Source organism: Streptomyces sp. AK02-01A (assembly GCF_033795305.1).
GTDB lineage: Bacteria > Actinomycetota > Actinomycetes > Streptomycetales > Streptomycetaceae > Streptomyces.
This window is the reverse complement of record NZ_JARBAE010000006.1, coordinates 1-19,391: the sequence shown is the minus strand read 5'-3', so window position 1 is coordinate 19,391 and position 19,391 is coordinate 1. Positions and strand designations below refer to the sequence as shown.

Genomic DNA, 19,391 nt, shown 5'->3' with positions numbered 1-19,391 from the left:
GCCTCCTTCCGGTTCCGTTCGGGCTGCCGCAGGATGGGGTCACGCACAAGAAGTAACCAATGGAGGTCTCGATGAGCGCACCCTCACCGGCGATGCCGGCACCAGGCCCTGTCCGGGAGGAGGCGGCACCGCCGCCGGACCTCACGACCGGCGAGCCGCCCGCCGTGATACCGGCCTCCGCCGCGTCCGTACTGGTGTCGCTTGGTTCCACGGATGCCCCGGCCTGCGCCGACGGAAGCTGCCTGCTGTGAGCGAGAAGACCTCCATACGGGTCGAGGTGTGGTCCGACGTGGTGTGCCCCTGGTGCTACATCGGCAAGCGGCGGCTGGAGAAGGCCCTCGCCGGGTTCGAGCACGCCGACGAGGTCGAGGTGGTGTGGCGCAGCTTCCAGCTCGACCCGGCGTATCCCAAGGGCCCGGGACGGCCGGTGTACGAGGCCCTCGCCGAGAAGACCGGCGGTTCGACGGCGCAGGTGCGCGCGATGACCGCGCAGGTGGCGGCGCTGGCCGAGCAGGAGGGCCTGGTGTACGACTTCGACCGGGCCACCATGGCCAACACCTTCGACGCCCACCGGCTGGCCCAGCTCGCCAAGGCGCACGGCCTCGGCGCGGAGATGCACGAGCGGCTTCTGAGCGCCCAGTTGACCGAGGGTGAGTCCCTCGGCGACACGGAGACGCTTGTCCGGCTGGGCGCCGAGGTCGGTGTCCCCGCCGACGAGGCGCGGCGGGTCCTGGCAGGCGACGAGTACGCGGCGGATGTCGCGGCGGACATCCGCGAGGCCCGGACACTCGGGGCGACCGGCGTGCCGTTCTTCGTACTGGACCGTGCGTACGGCGTCTCGGGCGCGCAGCCCGTCGAGACATTTCTGTCCGCGCTGCGCCAGGCGCACCACCACTCGGGCGCGGCGACCCGCTGATCTGATTTTTCCGGGAGCACCGGCGGTGTCACGCCCGGCGGTGCCGGCTCTCCGGGCGGAGGCAGGCGGTCAGTCCTCCGCCGGGCGGCTGTAGCCGCCGTGCCACCAGATCCGGCCGAGCGCGCGAGCGGCGCGCGTCACGCGCCGCGCCGCCACCGGACCGGACCGGGCCGTCGGACGCGCGCCGGGAGACACGGCGCGCGAAAACACCGAAGGGCCGTACCCCGCGCGACGCGGGATACGGCCCTCAACCGTGTGAGCGGTCAGGCTACTTGCGGATCAGGCTGCGCAGCACGTACTGCATGATGCCGCCGTTGCGGTAGTAGTCCGCCTCACCGGGCGTGTCGATGCGGACCACCGCGTCGAACTCCACACCGGTGTCCGTGGTGACCTTGACCGTGCGCGGCGTGGTGCCGTTGTTCAGCTCCGTCACACCGGTGAAGGAGAAGGCCTCCTCGCCGGTCAGGCCCAGGGACTGCGCCGAGGCGCCCTCCGGGTACTGGAGCGGAAGCACGCCCATGCCGATCAGGTTCGAGCGGTGGATGCGCTCGTACGACTCGGCGATGACGGCCTTCACACCGAGCAGCGCGGTGCCCTTCGCGGCCCAGTCGCGGGACGAGCCGGAGCCGTACTCCTTGCCCGCCAGGACGACCAGCGGCGTGCCGGCGGCCTGGTAGTTCTGGGAGGCGTCGTAGATGAAGGAGACCGGGCCGTCCTCGACGGTGAAGTCGCGGGTGTAGCCGCCCTCGGTGCCCGGCGCGATCTGGTTGCGCAGGCGGATGTTGGCGAAGGTGCCACGGATCATGACCTCGTGGTTGCCACGACGGGAACCGTACGAGTTGAAGTCACGGCGCTCGACACCGTGCTCCGTGAGGTACTTGCCGGCCGGAGTGTCGGCCTTGATCGCGCCGGCCGGGGAGATGTGGTCGGTGGTGACCGAGTCGCCCAGCTTGGCGAGCACCCGGGCGCCGGTGATGTCGGCGACCGGAGTGGTCTCCATCGTCATGCCCTCGAAGTACGGGGGCTTACGGACGTAGGTGGACTGCGGGTCCCACTCGAAGGTGTTGCCGGTGGGGATCGGCAGCGCCTGCCACTGGGCGTCGCCCGCGAAGACGTCCCGGTAGGACTTGTTGAACATGTCCTCGCCGATGGCGTTGGCCACGACATCGTTGACCTCGGCCTCGGTGGGCCAGATGTCCTTGAGGTAGACCGGCTTGCCGTCCTGGTCGATGCCGAGGGCGTCCTTGGTGATGTCCACCTTCATGGAGCCCGCGAGGGCGTACGCGACGACCAGCGGCGGAGACGCCAGGTAGTTCATCTTGACGTCCGGGTTGATCCGGCCCTCGAAGTTACGGTTGCCGGAGAGCACCGAGGTGACGGCCAGGTCGTGCTCGTTGACGGCCTTGGAGACCTCCTCCGGCAGCGGTCCCGAGTTGCCGATGCAGGTGGTGCAGCCGTAGCCGACGAGGTTGAAGCCGACCTTGTCGAGGTACGGAGTGAGGCCCGCCTTGTCGAAGTAGTCGGTGACGACCTTGGAGCCCGGGGCCAGCGTGGTCTTGACCCACGGCTTGCGGGTCAGTCCCTTCTCCACCGCCTTCTTGGCCACCAGCGCGGCGGCGACCATGACATACGGGTTCGAGGTGTTGGTGCAGGAGGTGATCGCGGCGACGGTAACGGCACCGTGGTCGATCTCGTACGTCGAGCCGTCGGGAGCCGTGACGGTGGTCGGACGGGTCGGCACGCCGTTGGCGGAGGCGGGAGCGTCGGAGGCCGGGAAGGACTCCTTGCCCGCCTCCTCGTCGTCGCTGACGTAGTTGCGGACGTCCTGCGCGAACTTCTGCTTGGCCTCGGCCAGGATAATGCGGTCCTGCGGGCGCTTCGGGCCGGCGATGGACGGGACGACCGTGGAGAGGTCGAGCTCCAGCTTCTCGGAGAAGTCGGGCTCGGCGGCCGGGTCGAGCCAGAGGCCCTGCTCCTTGGCGTACGCCTCGACCAGGGCGACCTGCTGGTCGCTGCGGCCGGTCAGGCGCAGGTACTTCAGCGTCTCGTCGTCGATCGGGAAGATCGCGGCGGTCGAGCCGAACTCCGGCGACATATTGCCGATGGTGGCGCGGTTCGCGAGAGAGGTCGCGGCGACGCCCTCACCGTAGAACTCGACGAACTTGCCGACGACGCCGTGCTTGCGCAGCATCTCGGTGATCGTGAGGACCAGGTCGGTGGCGGTGGTGCCGGCGGGCAGCTCGCCGGTCAGCTTGAAGCCGACGACGCGCGGGATGAGCATCGAGACGGGCTGACCGAGCATCGCGGCCTCGGCCTCGATGCCGCCGACGCCCCAGCCCAGCACACCGAGGCCGTTGACCATCGTGGTGTGCGAGTCGGTGCCGACGAGAGTGTCCGGGTACGCCTGGCCGTTGCGGACCATGACCGTCCGGGCGAGGTGCTCGATGTTCACCTGGTGGACGATGCCGGTGCCGGGCGGGACGACCTTGAACTCGTCGAAGGCGGTCTGGCCCCAGCGCAGGAACTGGTAACGCTCCTTGTTGCGGCCGTACTCCAGCTCCACGTTCTGCGTGAAGGCCTCCGGCGTGCCGAACTTGTCGGCGATGACGGAGTGGTCGATGACCAGCTCGGCCGGGGCCAGCGGGTTGATCTTGGCCGGGTCGCCGCCCAGCTCCTTCACGGCCTCACGCATGGTCGCGAGGTCCACGACACACGGCACACCGGTGAAGTCCTGCATGATCACGCGGGCCGGGGTGAACTGGATCTCCTGGCTCGGCTGCGCCTGGGAGTCCCAGCCGCCGACGGCGCGGATGTGGTCGGCGGTGATGTTCGCGCCGTCCTCGGTGCGGAGCAGGTTCTCCAGCAGCACCTTCAGGCTGTAAGGGAGGCGCGCGGAGCCCTCGACCTTGTCCAGCTTGAAGATCTCGTACGACTCGTCGCCCACGCGCAGCGTGCTGCGGGCGTCGAAGCTGTTCGCCGACACGACAGTCTCCTTCATCAATGTGCGCGTACTACCGCGATCTTGCCGTCACGACTCGTCGTCGATGCGCTAAGGTAAGGCTTAGTTAGGTAACCCTTACCGAGTGGCGGCCGCGGTACGCCTTCGCAGATATCTCGATGTCGAGATAACTCTAGTACATGACCCCTGCGCGGTCATGTCCAGGCCCGCGCGCTTGTTCTGTTCCACGAGGGCCGGAAAGCGCGCGCTGGGTGGGACAGCCGTGTCCCGCGTGACGCCGGGGACGGAAGTCGGCCGCCCGGCCGGAAGGAACGTCATCGTCCGCCGGCCGGAGCACCACCCCGACCGGCTCCGGTGCCGTCGTGGCGTACGGACAGCCAGCGCAGGGAGGCCAGGCCGAGCCCCGTCATCATGCGCGCCAGCCGTGGGTCTCCGGTGGAATCCATGGAGCAGGCCGCGGCCAGCAGAAAACCCGCCTGCGCCGAGATGAGGACATCGACGGCGTCGCGCTCGACGCCGGTCAGCAGCGGATGACGCGCCGCGAAGGGTTCCGGATCGATACCGGAGAGCGCCACGCTGCCGAGCAGCATGACCAGATCGGCGTGGCGAGGTCCGGCCCAGGCGTGCGGCCAGTCCACGACGACGACGCGGTCGGCTGTGAGCAGGATGTTGAACGGATACAGGTCGCCGTGGGTGAGTGTCTCTCCGGCGGTCGCCTCGGCGAGATGAGCCTCCAGGGACAGATGTGCTTCCAGCTCGTCGGCGGTCCGTGGTGAGATCTCGGTCAGCTTTCTCAGCGCCCGCGGATTGTCCGCCAGCCGCCGCCAGCCGCCGAGTCGTGGCGCGGGATAGGCCAGGTCGCGCGGCGGTGCCGGTGTGAGTCCTTCCGCCAGGTCGGTGACGGCGTCCAGGACCCGCCGCAGTTCGGCCTCGCGCCACGGCTGCGCGGGAAGCGCGCCGTCGATGTCCTCGAAGACCAGTGCCACCCACTCGCCGTCGTCGAAGGATCCCAGCAGCCGTGGTGCGGGCACTCCGGACGGCAGCCCGCCGGCCACCGCGATCTCACGGCGATGGAACTCTCCGACGGCGGGAGCGGCCACCGTGTCGACGGCCTTGGCGAACGCCTTGCGGCCGTCGGACAGTTCCAGCCGGACCGCGAGGCCGTCGGAGAAACCGCCTTGCTGGCTGATGGCCGTGGTCACCGCGCCCTGGAGCAGGCCCTCGATACCGGCCGCCACGGACCGCGGCAGGCTGCTCCAGGAAATGCGCCTGCTGCCGGTGTGTGAGGGAAGAGGTGCGGGCGTACCCCAGGACGCGTCGCTGGTCGGCATGGACAATTGACTCCTCATCAGAAGGGACGGTGTCGGGACAAGGACTTCCGGCGATGCGTTCGCGGGACTTCGGGGCTTGGGGGCCTTGGATGCTTCGGGCCTTGGGCGCTTCGGGGCTGGGGCGCTTCGGGGCTGGGGCGCTTCGGGGCTGGGGCGCTTCGGGGCTGGGGCGCTTCGGGGCTGGGGCGCTTCGGGGCTGGGGCGCTTCGGCAACCGCCTCCGCCGCGACCGTCCCGGTCAATGCCACCGCATTCGACTTCGCGGGCTCGGCGGCCTGGCCTTCGGACTTTCCGGAACACCGTCAACGGGTTCTCACGAAGCCGGGCATGCGTCAGGGCTCACAAGCAGCAGGTCCACACCACCGCAGTAGTGTGCGCGCATGACCTCGCAAGCGTACCTGTCCGAACTGTTCTCGCTGGAGGACCGGACCGCCGTGGTGACCGGCGGGAGTTCCGGCATCGGCCGGGCCGTCGCCGGGGCTCTCGCACGCGCGGGCGCGCGTGTGGTGATGGTGGCGCGCAAGGAGGCGGAGCTGGCCGCCACGGCCGGTGAACTCGCGAGCCACGGCTGCCGGACGGCCTGGGTGAGCGCCGATCTGAGCACCCGCGACGGCTCACGCGCGGCGGCCGAAGGCGCGGTCGAGGCGTTCGGAGAGCCGGACATCCTCGTCAACTGCGCCGGGGTCAATCTGCGTCCGCCGATGGACGAGTTGGACGAGGACGTGTGGGACACCACGATGGCGGTGAACCTGGAGGCGCCGTATCTGCTGGGACAGCGGTTCGGGCCCGGCATGGCCGAACGCGGCTTCGGGCGGATCATTCACATCACCTCCCAGCAGGCGCATCGGGCGTTCGTCCGGAGCGGTGCCTACGGTGTCTCCAAGGGAGCGCTGGAGTCGCTGGCCCGTTCCCAGGCCGAGGCGTGGTCGCCGTACGGAGTCACCTGCAACACGCTGGTGCCGGGGTTTGTGATGACGCCTCTCAACGAGCGCCTGTCGTCCGACCCGGAGAAGGTGGCCGCGCTGGCCGCACGCACGATGGCCGGGCGGAACGGTCTGGCCGAGGACTTCGCCGGCGCGGCGGTCTTCCTGGCGAGCCGCGCCTCCGGTTACGTCACCGGACAGTCGATCTGCGTCGACGGCGGATTCTCCGTCCACTGAGCGCGATGCCTCGGATCGCGGTCCCTGAGAGACCGGCCGGACTCCCTTCGCCGGCGGCGATCCCGGCGCGACGACCTCCGCGCCACGACCGGCGACGACCTTTGCGCCACGACCTTTGCGCCACGACTGGCGACGACCTCCGGGACAGACTCCCCGGTCACGGAACGGCGGTTCACCGGCCGCGCACGCGCCACGGCCGCCGGCGCGCAGACATGTATCGGTGTTCAGCGGAAACCCGTACCTCTGACAGAGGAGGCACAGATGGCGATCACATTCCGTAAGAGTTTCACCATCCTGCCGGGGGTGCGGCTGAACATCAACCGTCACTCCTGGTCCATCACCACCGGTGGCGGCAAGCACGGTCCGAGGCACACGTCCAGCAGTACGGGGCGGCGGACGACGTCCATGGACCTGCCGGGTCCGTTCGGCTGGCGCAAGACGACGAGCAAGCGGCGCGGTCACTGAGCGGTGACCGCACCGGCCACTGAGCAGGCGATCTCGCAGGTCACCGGGCACCCGTACGGCGGCGCAACGGTTGCCGGGCCGGCTCCTGGCGCAGAAGATCGGAGCATGGGTGGCCGCCCTCGGCGGCCACCCGGGTGGCCGTCACCCGGACGGCATATCCCAGCTCGGCCCCTATCTCACATCTGAGATAACCTGCCCCTATGGCAGACGACTACCTCGTACGCATCGGCAAGCTCATCCGCGACGCCCGTCAGCACCGGGGCTGGACACAGACGCAACTTGCCGAGGCTCTGGCCACCAGCCAGAGCGCCGTGAACCGCATTGAGCGCGGTAACCAGAACATCAGCCTTGAGATGATCGCGCGCATCGGTGAGGCGCTCGACAGTGAGATCGTGTCGCTCGGCTACGCCGGGCCCATGCATCTGCGGGTGGTCGGCGGCCGCCGGCTCTCCGGTTCCATCGATGTCAAGACGAGCAAGAACGCGTGCGTCGCACTGCTGTGCGGCTCGCTGCTCAACAAGGGCCGTACGGTGCTGCGCCGAGTGGCGCGCATCGAGGAGGTCTTCCGCCTTCTGGAGGTCCTGAACTCCATCGGCGTGCGCACCCGCTGGATCAACGACGGTGTGGACCTGGAGATCGTGCCGCCCGCCGAGCTGGACATGGAGGCGATCGACGCGGAGGCGGCGATCCGCACCCGCTCCATCATCATGTTCCTCGGCCCGCTGCTGCACCGCCTGGACAACTTCCGGCTCCCGTACGCGGGCGGCTGCGACCTCGGGACGCGCACCATCGAGCCCCACATGATCGCGCTCCGCCGCTTCGGTCTGGACATCGCGGCGACCGAGGGCCTCTACCACGCGCAGGTGGACCGCTCGGTCTCGCCCGGCCGGCCGATCGTACTGACCGAGCGCGGCGACACCGTCACCGAGAACGCGCTGCTGGCCGCCGCGCGCCATGACGGTACGACCGTCATCCGCAACGCCTCGTCCAACTACATGGTCCAGGACCTCTGCTTCTTCCTGGAGGCGCTGGGCGTACAGGTCGACGGCATCGGGACGACCACCCTGACCGTGCACGGCGTGCCGTCCATCGACGTGGATGTGGACTACTCCCCTTCCGAGGACCCGGTCGAGGCGATGAGCCTGATCGCCGCCGCCGTGGTCACCGAGTCCGAGCTGACGATCCGCCGGGTCCCGATCGAGTTCCTGGAGATCGAGCTGGCGGTGCTGGAGGAGATGGGACTCGACCACGACCGCACCACCGAGTACTCGGCCGACAACGGGCGTACGCGGCTGGTGGACCTGACCGTACGGCCCTCCAAGCTGGAGGCGCCGATCGACAAGATCCACCCGATGCCGTTCCCGGGACTGAACATCGACAATGTGCCGTTCTTCGCGGCCATCGCGGCGGTGGCCCAGGGCCAGACTCTGATCCATGACTGGGTCTACGACAACCGCGCCATCTATCTGACGGACCTCAACCGCCTCGGCGGCCGGCTTCAGCTCCTCGACCCGCACCGCGTCCTGGTGGAGGGCCCGACCCGCTGGCGCGCGGCCGAGATGATGTGCCCGCCGGCGCTGCGTCCCGCGGTGGTCGTCCTGCTGGCGATGATGGCGGCGGAAGGTACGTCCGTACTGCGCAACGTCTATGTCATCAACCGCGGTTACGAGGACCTGGCGGAGCGCCTGAACTCGGTGGGCGCCCAGATCGAGATCTTCCGCGACATCTGATACGCGGATGCCGCCGCATCCCGTCTGACCTGCTACTTAGCGAGCCAGACAGGCGTGCGGCGGCATCTCTGGGACTTCTCGGAAGCCACCCAAGGTCACTGGTCGATCAAGGAGCTGTTGGCGCCTTGATACTCCGCTGGTCAAGGAGCTGGGGTAGTCGTTTCCGGAGCGGCCGACGGTGTTGCGAGCAGGGTCACGCTATGGGTGAGGGCTTCGCGTTCTTCCTCTGTCCAGTCGTTCGGGTGGCCGGCGATGTTCCCCAGGGTGAGCGCGGAGATGTGGTCGAGGAGCTGTTGCGCGCCGAGTTGACTGCTTACGCGTCCGGCGGCTTGGGCACGTTCGATGGCCTTGATCTTGTCGGCAACGGCCCGCCGCACTGGGACCAGCGAGTTGGTGAGGTCGGGGCGTTCGAGGTGCTGCCACAACAGGAGCCGGACGAAGTGGGGGTTTGCTCGGTAGAAGTCGAAGACCTGCCTGGCGTAGTCGGGCAGGTTGGTCGCGTCGAGGGTCACGGCGTCTTGGGCGCGCAGGACGTGATGCTCCAGAACGGCGTTGAACAGACCGTCCTTATTGTCGTAGTAGGCATAGATCATGCGCTGGTTGGCCTGTGCCTTGTCGGCAATGCGCGCGATGCGCCCGCCGGACAGTCCCACAGCGGCGAACTCCTCGGTGGCAGCTTCCAGGATGCGACGGCGGGTGTCGGCGGCATCCCGGGTCGCCCGGCCGATGTCCTGCCTCTGGGTCATGCCACACGCTCCTACTTGACTCACACCTGCCCGTCGGGTGCGACGCGGGTCAACGCCGCAGCCGACGGTGTTTTACACGGGTCAGGCTACGTTCTCGGCCAGCACCTCGTTGGCGTGGATGGTGTCGAGATACTCGTGCACCGATACCAGCTTGCCGTCGCGCACCGTGGTCACGACGACCACCCTGTTGTCGTACACCTTGCCGGTGGCGGAGACCCCATGAACCTCCGTCTCAAGCACAACTTGGTCACCCTCGGCAACAACGTTGTTGATTTTCACCTTCACCCCGTTGGGCATGTTCGCCCCAATGACGGACATCACCTGGCCGAACCCTTCCTTGGAGTGGGTTCCGGCCAGCGGAAACTGCTCCGGCCGACCAGCGATCCGGTAGGTCAGATCGTCGGCCAGCAGGGCGCTGGGGTCGTTGCCGGACCCCACCCCGTCGAAGAAGGCCAGCACCACATTCTTGTTTTCCTCGGCCGTCGCCATGCCGTTCCGCTCCTTGCTTGACTGAGTGAGTCGTACCGCGAATAAGTAACTACCTACTTACTAATGTAGGCGGCAGTCCTCAAAACGCCAAACGCAGCGCGGCGTCAAGGCGCCGGGCGCCGGGCCGGCCCGCCGCGCAGAGCGCCGTCGTGATGGTGCTGACCGAACTCCGGCTGGTGCGCCGGCGGTTGTGCCGGCCGGGGAGTCCAGCTACAGGCCGGCCACCGTGCCGCATCACCACGCGATGCGGCGCGGTGCAGGAAATCCCCGCGACGGCACCGGGCTCGCCGCAGCCGCCCACCTGGTCGAGCGCGGCCTGACCCCGCTGGTCCTGGAGCAGGGCCCGGCCGCCGCCGCGGTACGCGGTTGGTCCCACGTCCGGCTGTTCTCCACCTGGGCCGAGCTGACCGACCCCGCTGCGAAGGAGCTGCTGGCACCCACGGGCTGGACTTACTGATCGATTCAGAAGGAGATCGGTTGAGGGGCTCGGCAGTTGAAGCGGTCTGGCGGGAGAGTGCTGCCGTGCCAGAGGATCTTGTGCCTGATGACCTGTGGCAACGTGTCGCCCCGCTGCTGCCTCCCCGTCCCGTGCGTCGCTATCGCTATCCGGGGCGGCTGCCGGCGGATGACAGGGCTGCACTGCGTGGGATCGTGTACGTCCTACGTAAGGGCGTCAGCTCGCGGGACGTACCGGCGGAGCGGACGGGCTGCAGCGGGGCGACGGCCTGGCGGCGGCTAGGTGTTCTGTCCACGGAGGTTGGTGACAGCAATCACGGCTGGGTGATCTTGAACGAGTGAGGGCCTTCCGGGTTCGGTGTGGATTGCGACATCTCCACCGAACGATCAGAAGGCCCTCATGCCCCACCGTAATGCACCCCTGACCGAGACCGGTCGTCTGCGCCTGGCCCGTTGCGTGGTCGAGGACCGATGGCCCCTGCGGCGGGCGGCCGAACGCTTCCAGGTCTCGCCGACCACGGCCCAGCGCTGGGCCGCCCGCTATCGCGAGCTGGGCGAGGCGGGCATGGCCGACCATTCCTCGCTGTTTGTGACAACTTCAATTGGCCCCACTTCGACATTGAAGTTGGCCCCACCGGCGGTTCGTTGAGGGTCGTGTGGAGGTCGTCAACCTGGGTCCGACAAGTTGTTTGGCCCCACCCCGAACGAGTGGGTTCCCTGGTGGTTGGGCGGGGTCGGAGCGGTAGCGTGAAACGCATCGGATCTGTTGGACGACGAGCCCCCGACAGGTAAACCGCGGATCTCGACCCGTGTTCGATCTGGGACCGACGGACTCTCCGGTCCGCGGTGGACGACGAGGGCGGGCATTGGCACGACCGGCGGAGAACGGTGCGGGCCCAACTGGGCCGAGGCCGACGCCCCGTGAGGGGTGCCGGCCTCGGTTTCTGTCCGGTCTCAAATGATCTGGTTCCGAGTCGGGTCGCTGACCTGCGGCGACCGGTTCAGTTGAGACGTGGGGAAGCCAGGAATCTCAAGTGATGTGGTCCCGGGCGAGCGGATGCCGGAGGCTGTCTCAGTTGATGTGGTCCGACTTCGCTGTGCCGGCGGCCGCAACCGGACCGCTGGCGTGGCTAGGACTGACGGCGTGCGAAGAGGACCGCACCTGGAACGCTCTCGTCGGGGTCGATCAGCATGTGGGCCTCGACGGTGAACCCGGCATCGCGTAGCCAGGCCGCCACTTGGTCAGGCTGGCGGCGGTGAACGTGGACGTTCACCGGGTGACCGCCGTAGCCCTGCGTCTTCAGCCTCGACTCGTCGCCGACGTGAAAGCCGAGCAGCAGTGGTCCGCCGGGACTCAACACGCGCCGGAAGTGGCCGAAGACCGTGGGCACTGCTTCGTCAGGGATGTGAATCAACGACCAGAATGCGAGCAGGCCGACAACTGAAGCACCGGCGAGGTCGAGGTCGGTCATCGAGCCCACCTCGAACCGCAGACCAGGGTGGTCACGCCGAGCCACGTCGATCATCACGGATGAAAGGTCGATGCCGAAAGCGTCCACACCCAGCTCGTGCAGGTGAGCGGTGACGTGCCCAGGTCCGCAGCCCACGTCCGCCACCGGTCCACCACCAGCGGCGTGTACCAAGTCGGCGAACAGCGCCAGAGCCGCCCGAAGATACGGCGACCCGGCCAGAGCCTCGCGTAGCTGGTCGGCATAGCTGACCGCGACCGTGTCGTAGGAGGTCCGGGTGTCTGCCAACCAGCGTTCCGCGTTCATGGCTCGACAGAGTAGTCCAGCGATCAGGATGACGAACCAGATCAACTGAGATCAACGACGAACCAGACCAGGTCACTTGAGACGGAGACCAGGTCCTTCGAGACGGGACAGTTTCTGAACGCGTGGGGGTCAGGACTTGCGGTGCTTCTCCTGGGTCTTCTTGAAGCGGAAGCTGTCGGTACCGGTCTCGATGATGTGCGCGTTGAAGGTGACCCGGTCCACGATCGCGGCGCAGAGCCGGGGGTCGGTGAACGTCTGCTTCCACTCCGAGAACGGGGCGTTCGAGGCGATGGCGATCGCGCGTCGTTCCTCGCGTTCGGTGAACACCTGGAACAGCAGCTTCGCGCCGGGCTTGTCGAGATCGAGATAACCGAACTCGTCCAGACACAGCAGGTCAACGCGTCCGTAGCGGGCGAGGGTGCGGCCAAGTTTCTTTTCGTCGGCTGCCTCGGCCAGCTCGTTCACCAGGTTCGCCGTGGTCGTGTAGCAGACCTTCATGCCCGCCTCGGCGATCGCCGTTCCGATCCCGATCAGCAGGTGCGACTTGCCGGTGCCGGAGTCACCGATCAGACACAGCGGCAGGCCCGCCTTCACCCAGGCCGGGTCGGCCAGGGTGCTGACCTGCTCTGGGGTGACGTTCGGGTTCTTCTCGAACTCGAAGTCCTCCAGCCGCTTAGGGCGGGGGAAGTTCGCCTCCCTGACCAGCCGGGTCTTCTTCCGCTCCTCGCGCTGGTGGCACTCAGCCTCCAGCAGATCGGCCAGGAAGTCCTTGTAGCTGGACCGCTCCTTCAGCGCGGTGGCCGCGATGTCCTCGAAGCGGGAGCGGATCGTGGGCAAGTGCAGGGTCCGACAGGCTTCGTCGATCACCGTTTCGACGGCGCCCTGGGCGTTGGAGTCCTTGCGTTGCCCCGGAACCCGCTGACCGACGTCGAAGAGGGCGGTGTTGTCGTTCATGCGGAACCTTTCGGAAGGCGGGTCAGCAGCTGGTCATAGACGTCCACCGACGGCGGGGGACGGTTGTCCTGGGGCAGTTCGGCCCGGCGGGCGGGAAGCGACAGCAACTGTCCGCCGGGAATGTCCGCCCAGGGCGGAGGATCGTTCTCGTCGTCCTCCGGCTCGGGAATCAGGGTGGTGGACTCGGCCTTGCGGGCCTCAATGGCCACCACGTCCGGGCTGATCGACCCCGCCTTGATCGCCGCCTTGATGCCGGCCAGGACCGCATCGGCGGGCATCCGCCGGTGCAGCAGCAGAACCTCGATCAGAACCCGGGTGCCGGCCGCGTCCCCATGCGTTTTGAGGGCGGAAGCCCAGAACGCCTCATGGACGGCCGTGAAGGTGCCCTCGGCCCGCGCGGCGGCCAGCGCAGTCGACCCGGCCATGGCGCCGGGCTTGACCAGCAAGATCTCCAGGTAGTGATCCAGCACGTCGCGATATCCATAGCGTTGGGTCAGCCGCGGATGACGGGCGACGACGTTCCGCCGCTCGAAGACCAACAGTTCGTTGCCCCGCAGAAGAACGCGTACCCGTTCTCCGATGAAGCGGGCCGGCACCGAGTAGTGGCACTGGCGGACACTGATCCGGCTGGTCCGGTCGACCTTCAGCGTCAGCCCGCACTCGAAGTCCTCGGACGGCAGCGGAGCCAACTCCTCTGACTCGATAAGGAAGTTGAAGCCGATCGAGGTCAGTTTCCCGCGCAGGATCCGTTCGTCCTCCGCCTCGTCGATGATGGCGAGCCGGCCGTTCAGCTCCTCCAGCGAGGGAACGTCGGGAACCGGGACCAGGTGGGCCCGGCGGAAACGACCGCCCTCCTGCTCGACCCCGCCTTTCTCGTGGGCGCCTTCCTCGCCGGGAATGCAGTAGAACGCGTCGAACCCGTAGTGCGAGCGGAAAGTGGTCCACCGCTCGGACTCGACCCGGTTGCGGCCGGTGCAGACCTGCCGGACTGCGGGCTTGAGGTTGTCGTAACGGATATGCCTGGTCGGGACACCGCCCAGCGCCCGGAAAGCCTCGACATGGCCCTCCATGAACGACTCCTGGGCCTGCGAAGCGAGACCCGTTGACCGCACTATCGGCGTGTCCTACGTGTCGGCATGGTGAGGGCGAGGAGTCTCCGTTCGGGATGTTCCCGATGAGACGGAGGCGCGATGGATCACCGTGTGGTGATAGCCGAACGCGAGGTGTCCGGCCTGGTGGTGGCCCGGGTGGGCAGGGTGGAGGCGACCACTGCCGCCACGCTGCCCTGGGTAGTGCTCGACGGCGCGGGGCGGGCGATCAAGCCGGCAAGCGAGTTCCTGCGGGAGTTGCTGGCCTGCGGCAACACTCCGGCCTCCTGCCGCTCCTACGCCTTTGACCTGCTGCGCTGGTTCCGGTTCCTCGCCGCGGTGGACATTGAATGGAGCCGTGCGAAGCGTGCGGACGTACGCGACTTCGTCCTGTGGCTGCGAACGTGCCACAACCCGGCGCGGGACCGGCGCCGCCCGGACGCGCCCGCTCCGGGATCGCTGAACGCGCGCACCGGCAAGCCGTACCTGAGGGTCGGGCTATGCCTCGGCAACCATCAACCACGCCGTGTCGGTGCTGGCGGCGTTCTACGACCACCATCTGCAGACTGGGCAGGGTCCTCTGGTCTCTCCTGTGCCACCGCAGTCCCGTGACGGGCGCCGGCTGGAGGCGCATCACAACCCGTTGGAGCCGTTCCGACTGCACCGTCGGGGCGCCTACCGGCAGAAGCAGGTCGACCGCGAGCCCCGCGCTGTCCCCAACGATGTCGTCGAGGACCTGTTCACCTCCCTGGGCTGCCACCGCGACCGGGCACTGTTCTCCATGTTCTTGTCCAGCGGCGCACGAGCCGCCGAGATGCTGGGTATGACGATCGGCGACATCCACCCGGGCGAGGGCCGGATCTATGTGCAGACCAAGGGCCTGGGCGGGGCGAAGGAAGCATGCCCGGCCTCCCCGGAAGCCTTCGCCTGGCTGGCCCTCTACCTCGGCGACCTGGCCCAGGACGGCCATCGGCCCGCCCCGGACGAGCCGGTGTGGTGGACCCTGCGCGGACCGACGCGCCCGCTGACCTACACCGCCCTGCGAGCGGTACTCAACCGGATCAACGCCCGGATCGGGGCGAACATCACGCTGCACGACCTGCGGCACACCCTGTGTCTGCGCCTGATCGAAGACCCGGCCATCACCCTGGTCGATGCCCAGCAGGTGATGCGCCACCGGCGCATCACCACGACCAGCACCTACCTGCGGCCCAGGATCGACGAGGTCATCACCAAGGTCCACGAGCACTACACGCGCCCCAAGCCGCCGCCGCGGCCGCTGACCGGCTGGACATATGACCCGGACGACCTCGCCGACGTCTTCGGGAACCGCTGATGACCCGGCACGGGCGCGTCGCCCGCACGCCGGTCAGCCCACGCGACCCCGCCCTCCTCACCGCCGCGCTGCCCGAACCGAGGAGCACGACCTGTGGCAGCGGACGGGAGACCGCGCATCGCGATGAACTGGCCCACCTGGCCGAGAGCTTGTTGAGCGAGCCGACCGTCCGCAACCTGTGGCGCCAACAGCTCTCATTGACGCGCATCTTCGACTGGCTGGAGGGATTCCCCGCCGACACCTGGCAGGACCGATGGCTGCTGAGCGGTGCCGACGACCTTGGCTCGGGCTGGGGACCGCAGGGGCTCAGCGCGGGCACCCGGTCGCGGTTCACCGCCGGTCTGGGCACCTTGATCGTCCTCCAGGCGATCCGGCCCTCCTACGGTTGGCTCTTCGGCAGCCGCCTCCTGGGCGTCTACGACGCGTACCGTCGCCACAACCAGCCGTCGCTGTTCGCCGAACTCACACAGCGCGCCGGCGGACAGCGCTGCGAGGAGCACGCGACCGAGGCCCTGAACGTGCTCACCCGCATGAGCATCGTCACCGGCAAGGACCTGCTGGCCTTCAACCTGGAGGACCTCACCGACTACGCCCGGGCCCGTCGGGCCAACGGCCGCACGGTGACGGCCCTGCCCCTTGCCTACGACATCCTTCACGCCGTCGGCGGTCTCAAGGACTCGCCACCGACCCTGCGCGAGGCCCAGGCCCGCGGCCAGCTCACCCCCGCCGAGCTGATCGACCGCCACCCGATCGCCAACCGCGCGGTCCGCGACGTGCTCGTCCACTACATCGCCGAGCGATCCGCCGTCCTGGACTACGGCTCCCTGGTCAACCACGCCCAGATGCTGGCCGACCTGTTCTGGGGCGACCTGCAACGCCACCACCCCGCGATCTCCTCGCTCAATCTGCCCGACGAGGTGGCCCAGGCATGGAAGCAACGCGTCCGGGTCCTGCCCGACGGGCGCCCACGCCGCACCGCCCACGCCGTGTTCCTGGCCGTCCGCTCCTTCTACCTGGACCTCTCGCAGTGGTCGATGGAAGACCCGGCCCGCTGGGCGGCCTGGGCCGCACCCTGCCCGATCAGCGAGGCCGACATCCGCGGCTACATCAAGGAGACCCGGCACCGGCAGGCACGGATGCAGCAGCGTACCCGCACCCTGGTCCCCGTCCTGCCACAACTCGTCCGCGCTGCCGAGGCCCGACTCCAACGCGCCACGCTCCTGCTGCAGGCAGCCCGCTCGGCGGCACCAGGAGAGGAGTTCACCGTCGAGGGCTCGCGCTATCGACGCACCGGCCGCGACGGCAGCAACTGGCGCCCCACTGCATTGTTCCTCGCCCCTGTCGACGAGTCTGGCCCCCGATTCGATGCCGAATGCGAGGAGAACAACGCGTTTTGGACCTGGGCGATCATCGAGGTCCTGCGACGCACCGGGGCCAGGATCGAGGAGCTCCTGGAGCTCACCCACCTGAGCCTGCGTCAGTACCAGGCGCCGACCGGCGAGACAGTCCCGCTGCTGCAGATCAGCCCGTCCAAGACCGACCGCGAGCGCGTCATCCCCGCCGACCCGGACCTGGTCGCGGTCCTCGCCCGGATCATTCGCCGCATCAAGGGCACCGGCGAACGGGTGCCACTGCTGACTCGGTACGACGGCTACGAACGGGTCTTCGGCCCACCGATGCCACACCTGTTCCAGTGCGCCTCCCAGCACCGGCTGCAGGTCATCTCCCCCAACCGGATCCGCGAGCTCCTCACCGACCATGCGCTGCGGGCCGGCATCGTCGACGTCGACGGCACACCGCTGAGATTCACCCCGCACGACTTCCGCAGAATCTTCTCGACCGAGACGGTCAATGGCGGCCTGCCGATCCACATCGCCGCGAAGCTCCTCGGCCATCTCGATCTCAACACCACTCAGGCTTACGTCGCGGTCTATCCCGAGGAGGTCATCCGCCACTACCGGCAGTTCGTCGACCAGCGCCGGACCCACCGTCCCAGCGAGGAATACCGCGAGCCCAGCGACACGGAGTGGCAGGATTTCCGTGACCACTTCAGCCTCCGCAAGGTCGCCCTCGGCACCTGCGACCGGCCCTATGGGACCCCTTGCCAGCATGAAAACGCCTGCGTCAGGTGCCCCATGCTCCGCCTGGACCTGGCCCAGGAGCCCCGGCTGCTGGAGATCGAAGCCAACACTCGCGAGCGCCTCGGGGAGGCCCAGCGGATGCAGTGGCTCGGTGAGGTCGCCGGACTGCAGGAGAGCCTACGGCACATCGCCGTCAAGAAGCAGCAGGCCGAACGCCTAAGGGCACAAGCAGGGCAGGGAGAGAACCGAGCCGGTTCCCTCAGCTGAACAATCACATTGACCAGCATGGGCGGGACAGAGATCGTATGCCCATGACGGACAGCACCTGGCTCAACCGCGATCACCAGCTTATCCCCGGCAAGGAGCTCTTTCGCAGTGAGCGCAGGTTCCACCTCTTGGCCTACACGGCGAGCCACAGTCAGCTCCTGATGCGGAGTGTCGGGCAACCCGACGAAGCTGGCGAGCCCGAGACGACGATTGACCTGCTGTTCAAGCCCGCCGCCGTGGTGAAGATCAGTACCGACTACCGCGGTTTGGCGATCAGATGCGCGACCGAGGCCGAGAGCGAGCAGGTCAAGGCCGACCACGCCAGCATGTCCTTCGGCCGGGACGATCGCGTCTTCGTTCTGGAGAGCCAAGGCGATTCCGACTACGTGGTTGCCATGGCCGTCGGCTGGACAGAAGGAGTGCTCGGCCGCACTCAGCAGAGCTTCTTCAACAACTTCTACCCCGCTAGGCCGATCATCTGGCCCAGCCAGCCTCTTTCCGGAGTCGATGCCGGCCTCAACATCGCCTCGGCCCAAGAACTCATCGAGGCACTGTCGGCTGAAGAGAACGCCATGATCCGACGAGAGCGTCACCGCCACGTCTACGTCGTCATGACACGGATGATCCGCCCCGAGGGACCCGACGTCACCGGAGCGGGTGTCTTCCTGACCAGAGCCGACGCCGATGACGCCCAGGCCGTGATCACCGCGAAGTCAGTCGACTGCTGGATCGAGGAGCTCCCGATCGCGCTCTGACCGGGATCCGCTCAGGCACCCTCGATAGTGCAGAGAAACACCCGGTGGACGGCCTTGCCCGAGTGCGACAGCCGCAGCGTGAACAGGTGACATTTGACCGCCTCGCCGGCCACCCGCACCCACACGTCCGCGAAATCGACCTCGGCCTCCTCGCCGGGCAGGTGGTCCTGGGGCACCATTCCCTCCAAATGCTGGCGGCCCTCACGGTCCTCCGCCACGATCTCGGGCCGCCGCTTGCGGACGTAGTTGCGCAGCGTCGAGTACGACGCCGCGTCGAAGTCGTGCTCGTCGGCCAGGCACTTGTGGATCCGCTCAACGGTGTGTTTCTGCTTCCGCGGCGCCTTCAGGTCGGCCCGCAGCATCGCGTCGATCCAGTGAATGGCCGGGTCCAGGATGCGGAACTGCCGCTGGCCGGACTTGCGCGGCGGCGGGATCGCCGATGCCATCGCCTGCCGCACGGTCCGGCGGTGGACGCCGTACTTCGTCGCCAACGTCCTCAGCGAGATCTGCGGATCGAGACGCACGTCCCGACGGATGTTTTCGAACAACTCGACACGCGACAGACGCAAATCCGGCCTCCCGACACGGCCATGACCAACAGCACGGCCTCCGACATGACCGTGAACGACGGACACACCCTGTCGGGATCGGGCAGACAGCGCAGACCATTCACTCGGACGAGGGCATGTCGACACAGAGCGGCACAGGTGGAGCCAAATCAAATGTCGGTCAACTGGGGCCAGACCAGAGTGCCGAGGTGGGGCCAACGGAACCTGTCACAAACACCTCGCGCCCCCACCACAGCCCCCGCCGGACCCCGACCCGCACCGAACGCAGAATCATCAAGGTCCGCGTCCTGCGCCGCTGGGGCCCCGCCCGCATCG

17 protein-coding genes and 4 pseudogenes are annotated in these 19,391 nt (G+C 68.0%); 13 read left to right on the top strand and 8 right to left on the bottom strand.

The features are described 5' to 3' along the window. Positions 1-71 precede the first annotated feature (71 nt). Together PV679_RS08565 and PV679_RS08560 are read left to right on the top strand one after the other, a co-directional pair. On the top strand, positions 72-251 hold the full coding sequence (locus tag PV679_RS08565) for a hypothetical protein (protein ID WP_319679480.1): 180 nt from the start codon (positions 72-74) through the stop codon (positions 249-251). After that, positions 248-916, top strand: a complete 669-nt coding sequence (locus tag PV679_RS08560) for a DsbA family oxidoreductase (protein ID WP_319679479.1) — start codon at positions 248-250, stop codon at positions 914-916. The genes PV679_RS08565 and PV679_RS08560 overlap by 4 nt, the downstream gene beginning before the upstream one ends. 268 nt (positions 917-1,184) lie before the next feature. Here PV679_RS08560 and acnA read toward each other — a convergent pair whose 3' ends face one another. Both acnA and PV679_RS08550 read right to left on the bottom strand, forming a co-directional pair. Further along, a complete protein-coding gene (acnA, locus tag PV679_RS08555; protein WP_319679478.1) occupies positions 1,185-3,899 on the bottom strand; it encodes an aconitate hydratase AcnA in 2,715 nt (904 codons plus the stop codon). 290 nt (positions 3,900-4,189) lie between these two features. Further along, positions 4,190-5,206, bottom strand: a complete 1,017-nt coding sequence (locus PV679_RS08550; protein ID WP_319679477.1) for an aminoglycoside phosphotransferase family protein — start codon at positions 5,204-5,206, stop codon at positions 4,190-4,192. Positions 5,207-5,585: 379 nt separating this feature from the next. Between PV679_RS08550 and PV679_RS08545 the strand changes: the two genes are divergently transcribed. The 3 genes from PV679_RS08545 to PV679_RS08535 all read left to right on the top strand — a co-directional run bounded on the left by PV679_RS08545 (position 5,586) and on the right by PV679_RS08535 (position 8,560). Next, positions 5,586-6,365: an SDR family NAD(P)-dependent oxidoreductase gene (locus tag PV679_RS08545; RefSeq protein ID WP_319679476.1), complete on the top strand. Its 780-nt coding sequence runs from the start codon at positions 5,586-5,588 to the stop codon at positions 6,363-6,365. Positions 6,366-6,626: 261 nt separating this feature from the next. Next, entirely contained in the window at positions 6,627-6,830 is a 204-nt protein-coding gene (locus PV679_RS08540) for a DUF4236 domain-containing protein (protein WP_319679475.1), read from the top strand. Between the two features lie 200 nt (positions 6,831-7,030). Then, positions 7,031-8,560 (top strand): UDP-N-acetylglucosamine 1-carboxyvinyltransferase, encoded by a 1,530-nt coding sequence (locus PV679_RS08535; protein WP_319679474.1) that lies wholly within the window; start codon positions 7,031-7,033, stop codon positions 8,558-8,560. Between the two features lie 140 nt (positions 8,561-8,700). Here the strand turns inward: PV679_RS08535 and PV679_RS08530 are convergent, their stop codons facing one another. Both PV679_RS08530 and PV679_RS08525 read right to left on the bottom strand, forming a co-directional pair. Then, the gene (locus PV679_RS08530) at positions 8,701-9,306 is read right to left on the bottom strand and encodes a TetR family transcriptional regulator (protein WP_319679473.1); all 606 of its coding nucleotides are present in this window, start codon (positions 9,304-9,306) and stop codon (positions 8,701-8,703) included. A gap of 81 nt (positions 9,307-9,387) precedes the next feature. Next, positions 9,388-9,795, bottom strand: coding sequence for a nuclear transport factor 2 family protein (locus PV679_RS08525; protein WP_319679472.1), 408 nt, complete (start codon positions 9,793-9,795; stop codon positions 9,388-9,390). A gap of 244 nt (positions 9,796-10,039) precedes the next feature. Between PV679_RS08525 and PV679_RS08520 the strand changes: the two are divergent. From PV679_RS08520 to PV679_RS08510, 3 pseudogenes are all read left to right on the top strand, one after another. Then, positions 10,040-10,246, top strand: a pseudogene (locus PV679_RS08520) (hypothetical protein); the annotation flags it as partial. A 71-nt stretch (positions 10,247-10,317) separates the two neighbouring features. Further along, positions 10,318-10,533, top strand: a pseudogene (locus tag PV679_RS08515) (transposase); the annotation flags it as partial. A 118-nt stretch (positions 10,534-10,651) separates the two neighbouring features. Further along, a pseudogene (locus PV679_RS08510) lies at positions 10,652-10,834 on the top strand (helix-turn-helix domain-containing protein); the annotation flags it as partial. 547 nt (positions 10,835-11,381) lie between these two features. On the opposite strand, the gene PV679_RS08505 reads toward PV679_RS08510, so the two are convergent. From PV679_RS08505 to PV679_RS08495, 3 genes are all read right to left on the bottom strand, one after another. After that, positions 11,382-12,026, bottom strand: coding sequence for a class I SAM-dependent methyltransferase (locus tag PV679_RS08505; protein WP_319679471.1), 645 nt, complete (start codon positions 12,024-12,026; stop codon positions 11,382-11,384). A 129-nt stretch (positions 12,027-12,155) separates the two neighbouring features. Then, positions 12,156-12,980, bottom strand: coding sequence for an IS21-like element helper ATPase IstB (gene istB, locus PV679_RS08500; protein WP_319679470.1), 825 nt, complete (start codon positions 12,978-12,980; stop codon positions 12,156-12,158). Then, entirely contained in the window at positions 12,977-14,050 is a 1,074-nt protein-coding gene (locus PV679_RS08495; RefSeq protein WP_319679469.1) for a Mu transposase domain-containing protein, read from the bottom strand. The genes istB and PV679_RS08495 overlap by 4 nt, the downstream gene beginning before the upstream one ends. A 120-nt stretch (positions 14,051-14,170) precedes the next feature. Between PV679_RS08495 and PV679_RS08490 the strand changes: the two genes are divergently transcribed. The 4 genes from PV679_RS08490 to PV679_RS08475 are packed head-to-tail and all read left to right on the top strand — an operon-like array spanning position 14,171 to position 18,507. Then, positions 14,171-14,680: a site-specific integrase gene (locus PV679_RS08490; protein ID WP_319679468.1), complete on the top strand. Its 510-nt coding sequence runs from the start codon at positions 14,171-14,173 to the stop codon at positions 14,678-14,680. Then, positions 14,661-15,404: a site-specific integrase gene (locus PV679_RS08485; RefSeq protein ID WP_319679467.1), complete on the top strand. Its 744-nt coding sequence runs from the start codon at positions 14,661-14,663 to the stop codon at positions 15,402-15,404. Before PV679_RS08490 ends, PV679_RS08485 begins: the two co-directional genes overlap by 20 nt. After that, positions 15,404-17,752, top strand: coding sequence for a tyrosine-type recombinase/integrase (locus PV679_RS08480; RefSeq protein ID WP_319679466.1), 2,349 nt, complete (start codon positions 15,404-15,406; stop codon positions 17,750-17,752). Before PV679_RS08485 ends, PV679_RS08480 begins: the two co-directional genes overlap by 1 nt. A 44-nt stretch (positions 17,753-17,796) precedes the next feature. After that, a complete protein-coding gene (locus PV679_RS08475; protein WP_319679465.1) occupies positions 17,797-18,507 on the top strand; it encodes a hypothetical protein in 711 nt (236 codons plus the stop codon). 11 nt (positions 18,508-18,518) lie between these two features. On the opposite strand, the gene PV679_RS08470 is transcribed toward PV679_RS08475, so the two are convergent. Next, positions 18,519-19,076, bottom strand: a complete 558-nt coding sequence (locus PV679_RS08470; protein ID WP_319679464.1) for a hypothetical protein — start codon at positions 19,074-19,076, stop codon at positions 18,519-18,521. A gap of 215 nt (positions 19,077-19,291) precedes the next feature. On the opposite strand from PV679_RS08470, the pseudogene PV679_RS08465 reads away from it, so the two are divergent. Beyond that, positions 19,292-19,391, top strand: a pseudogene (locus PV679_RS08465) (IS481 family transposase); the annotation flags it as partial.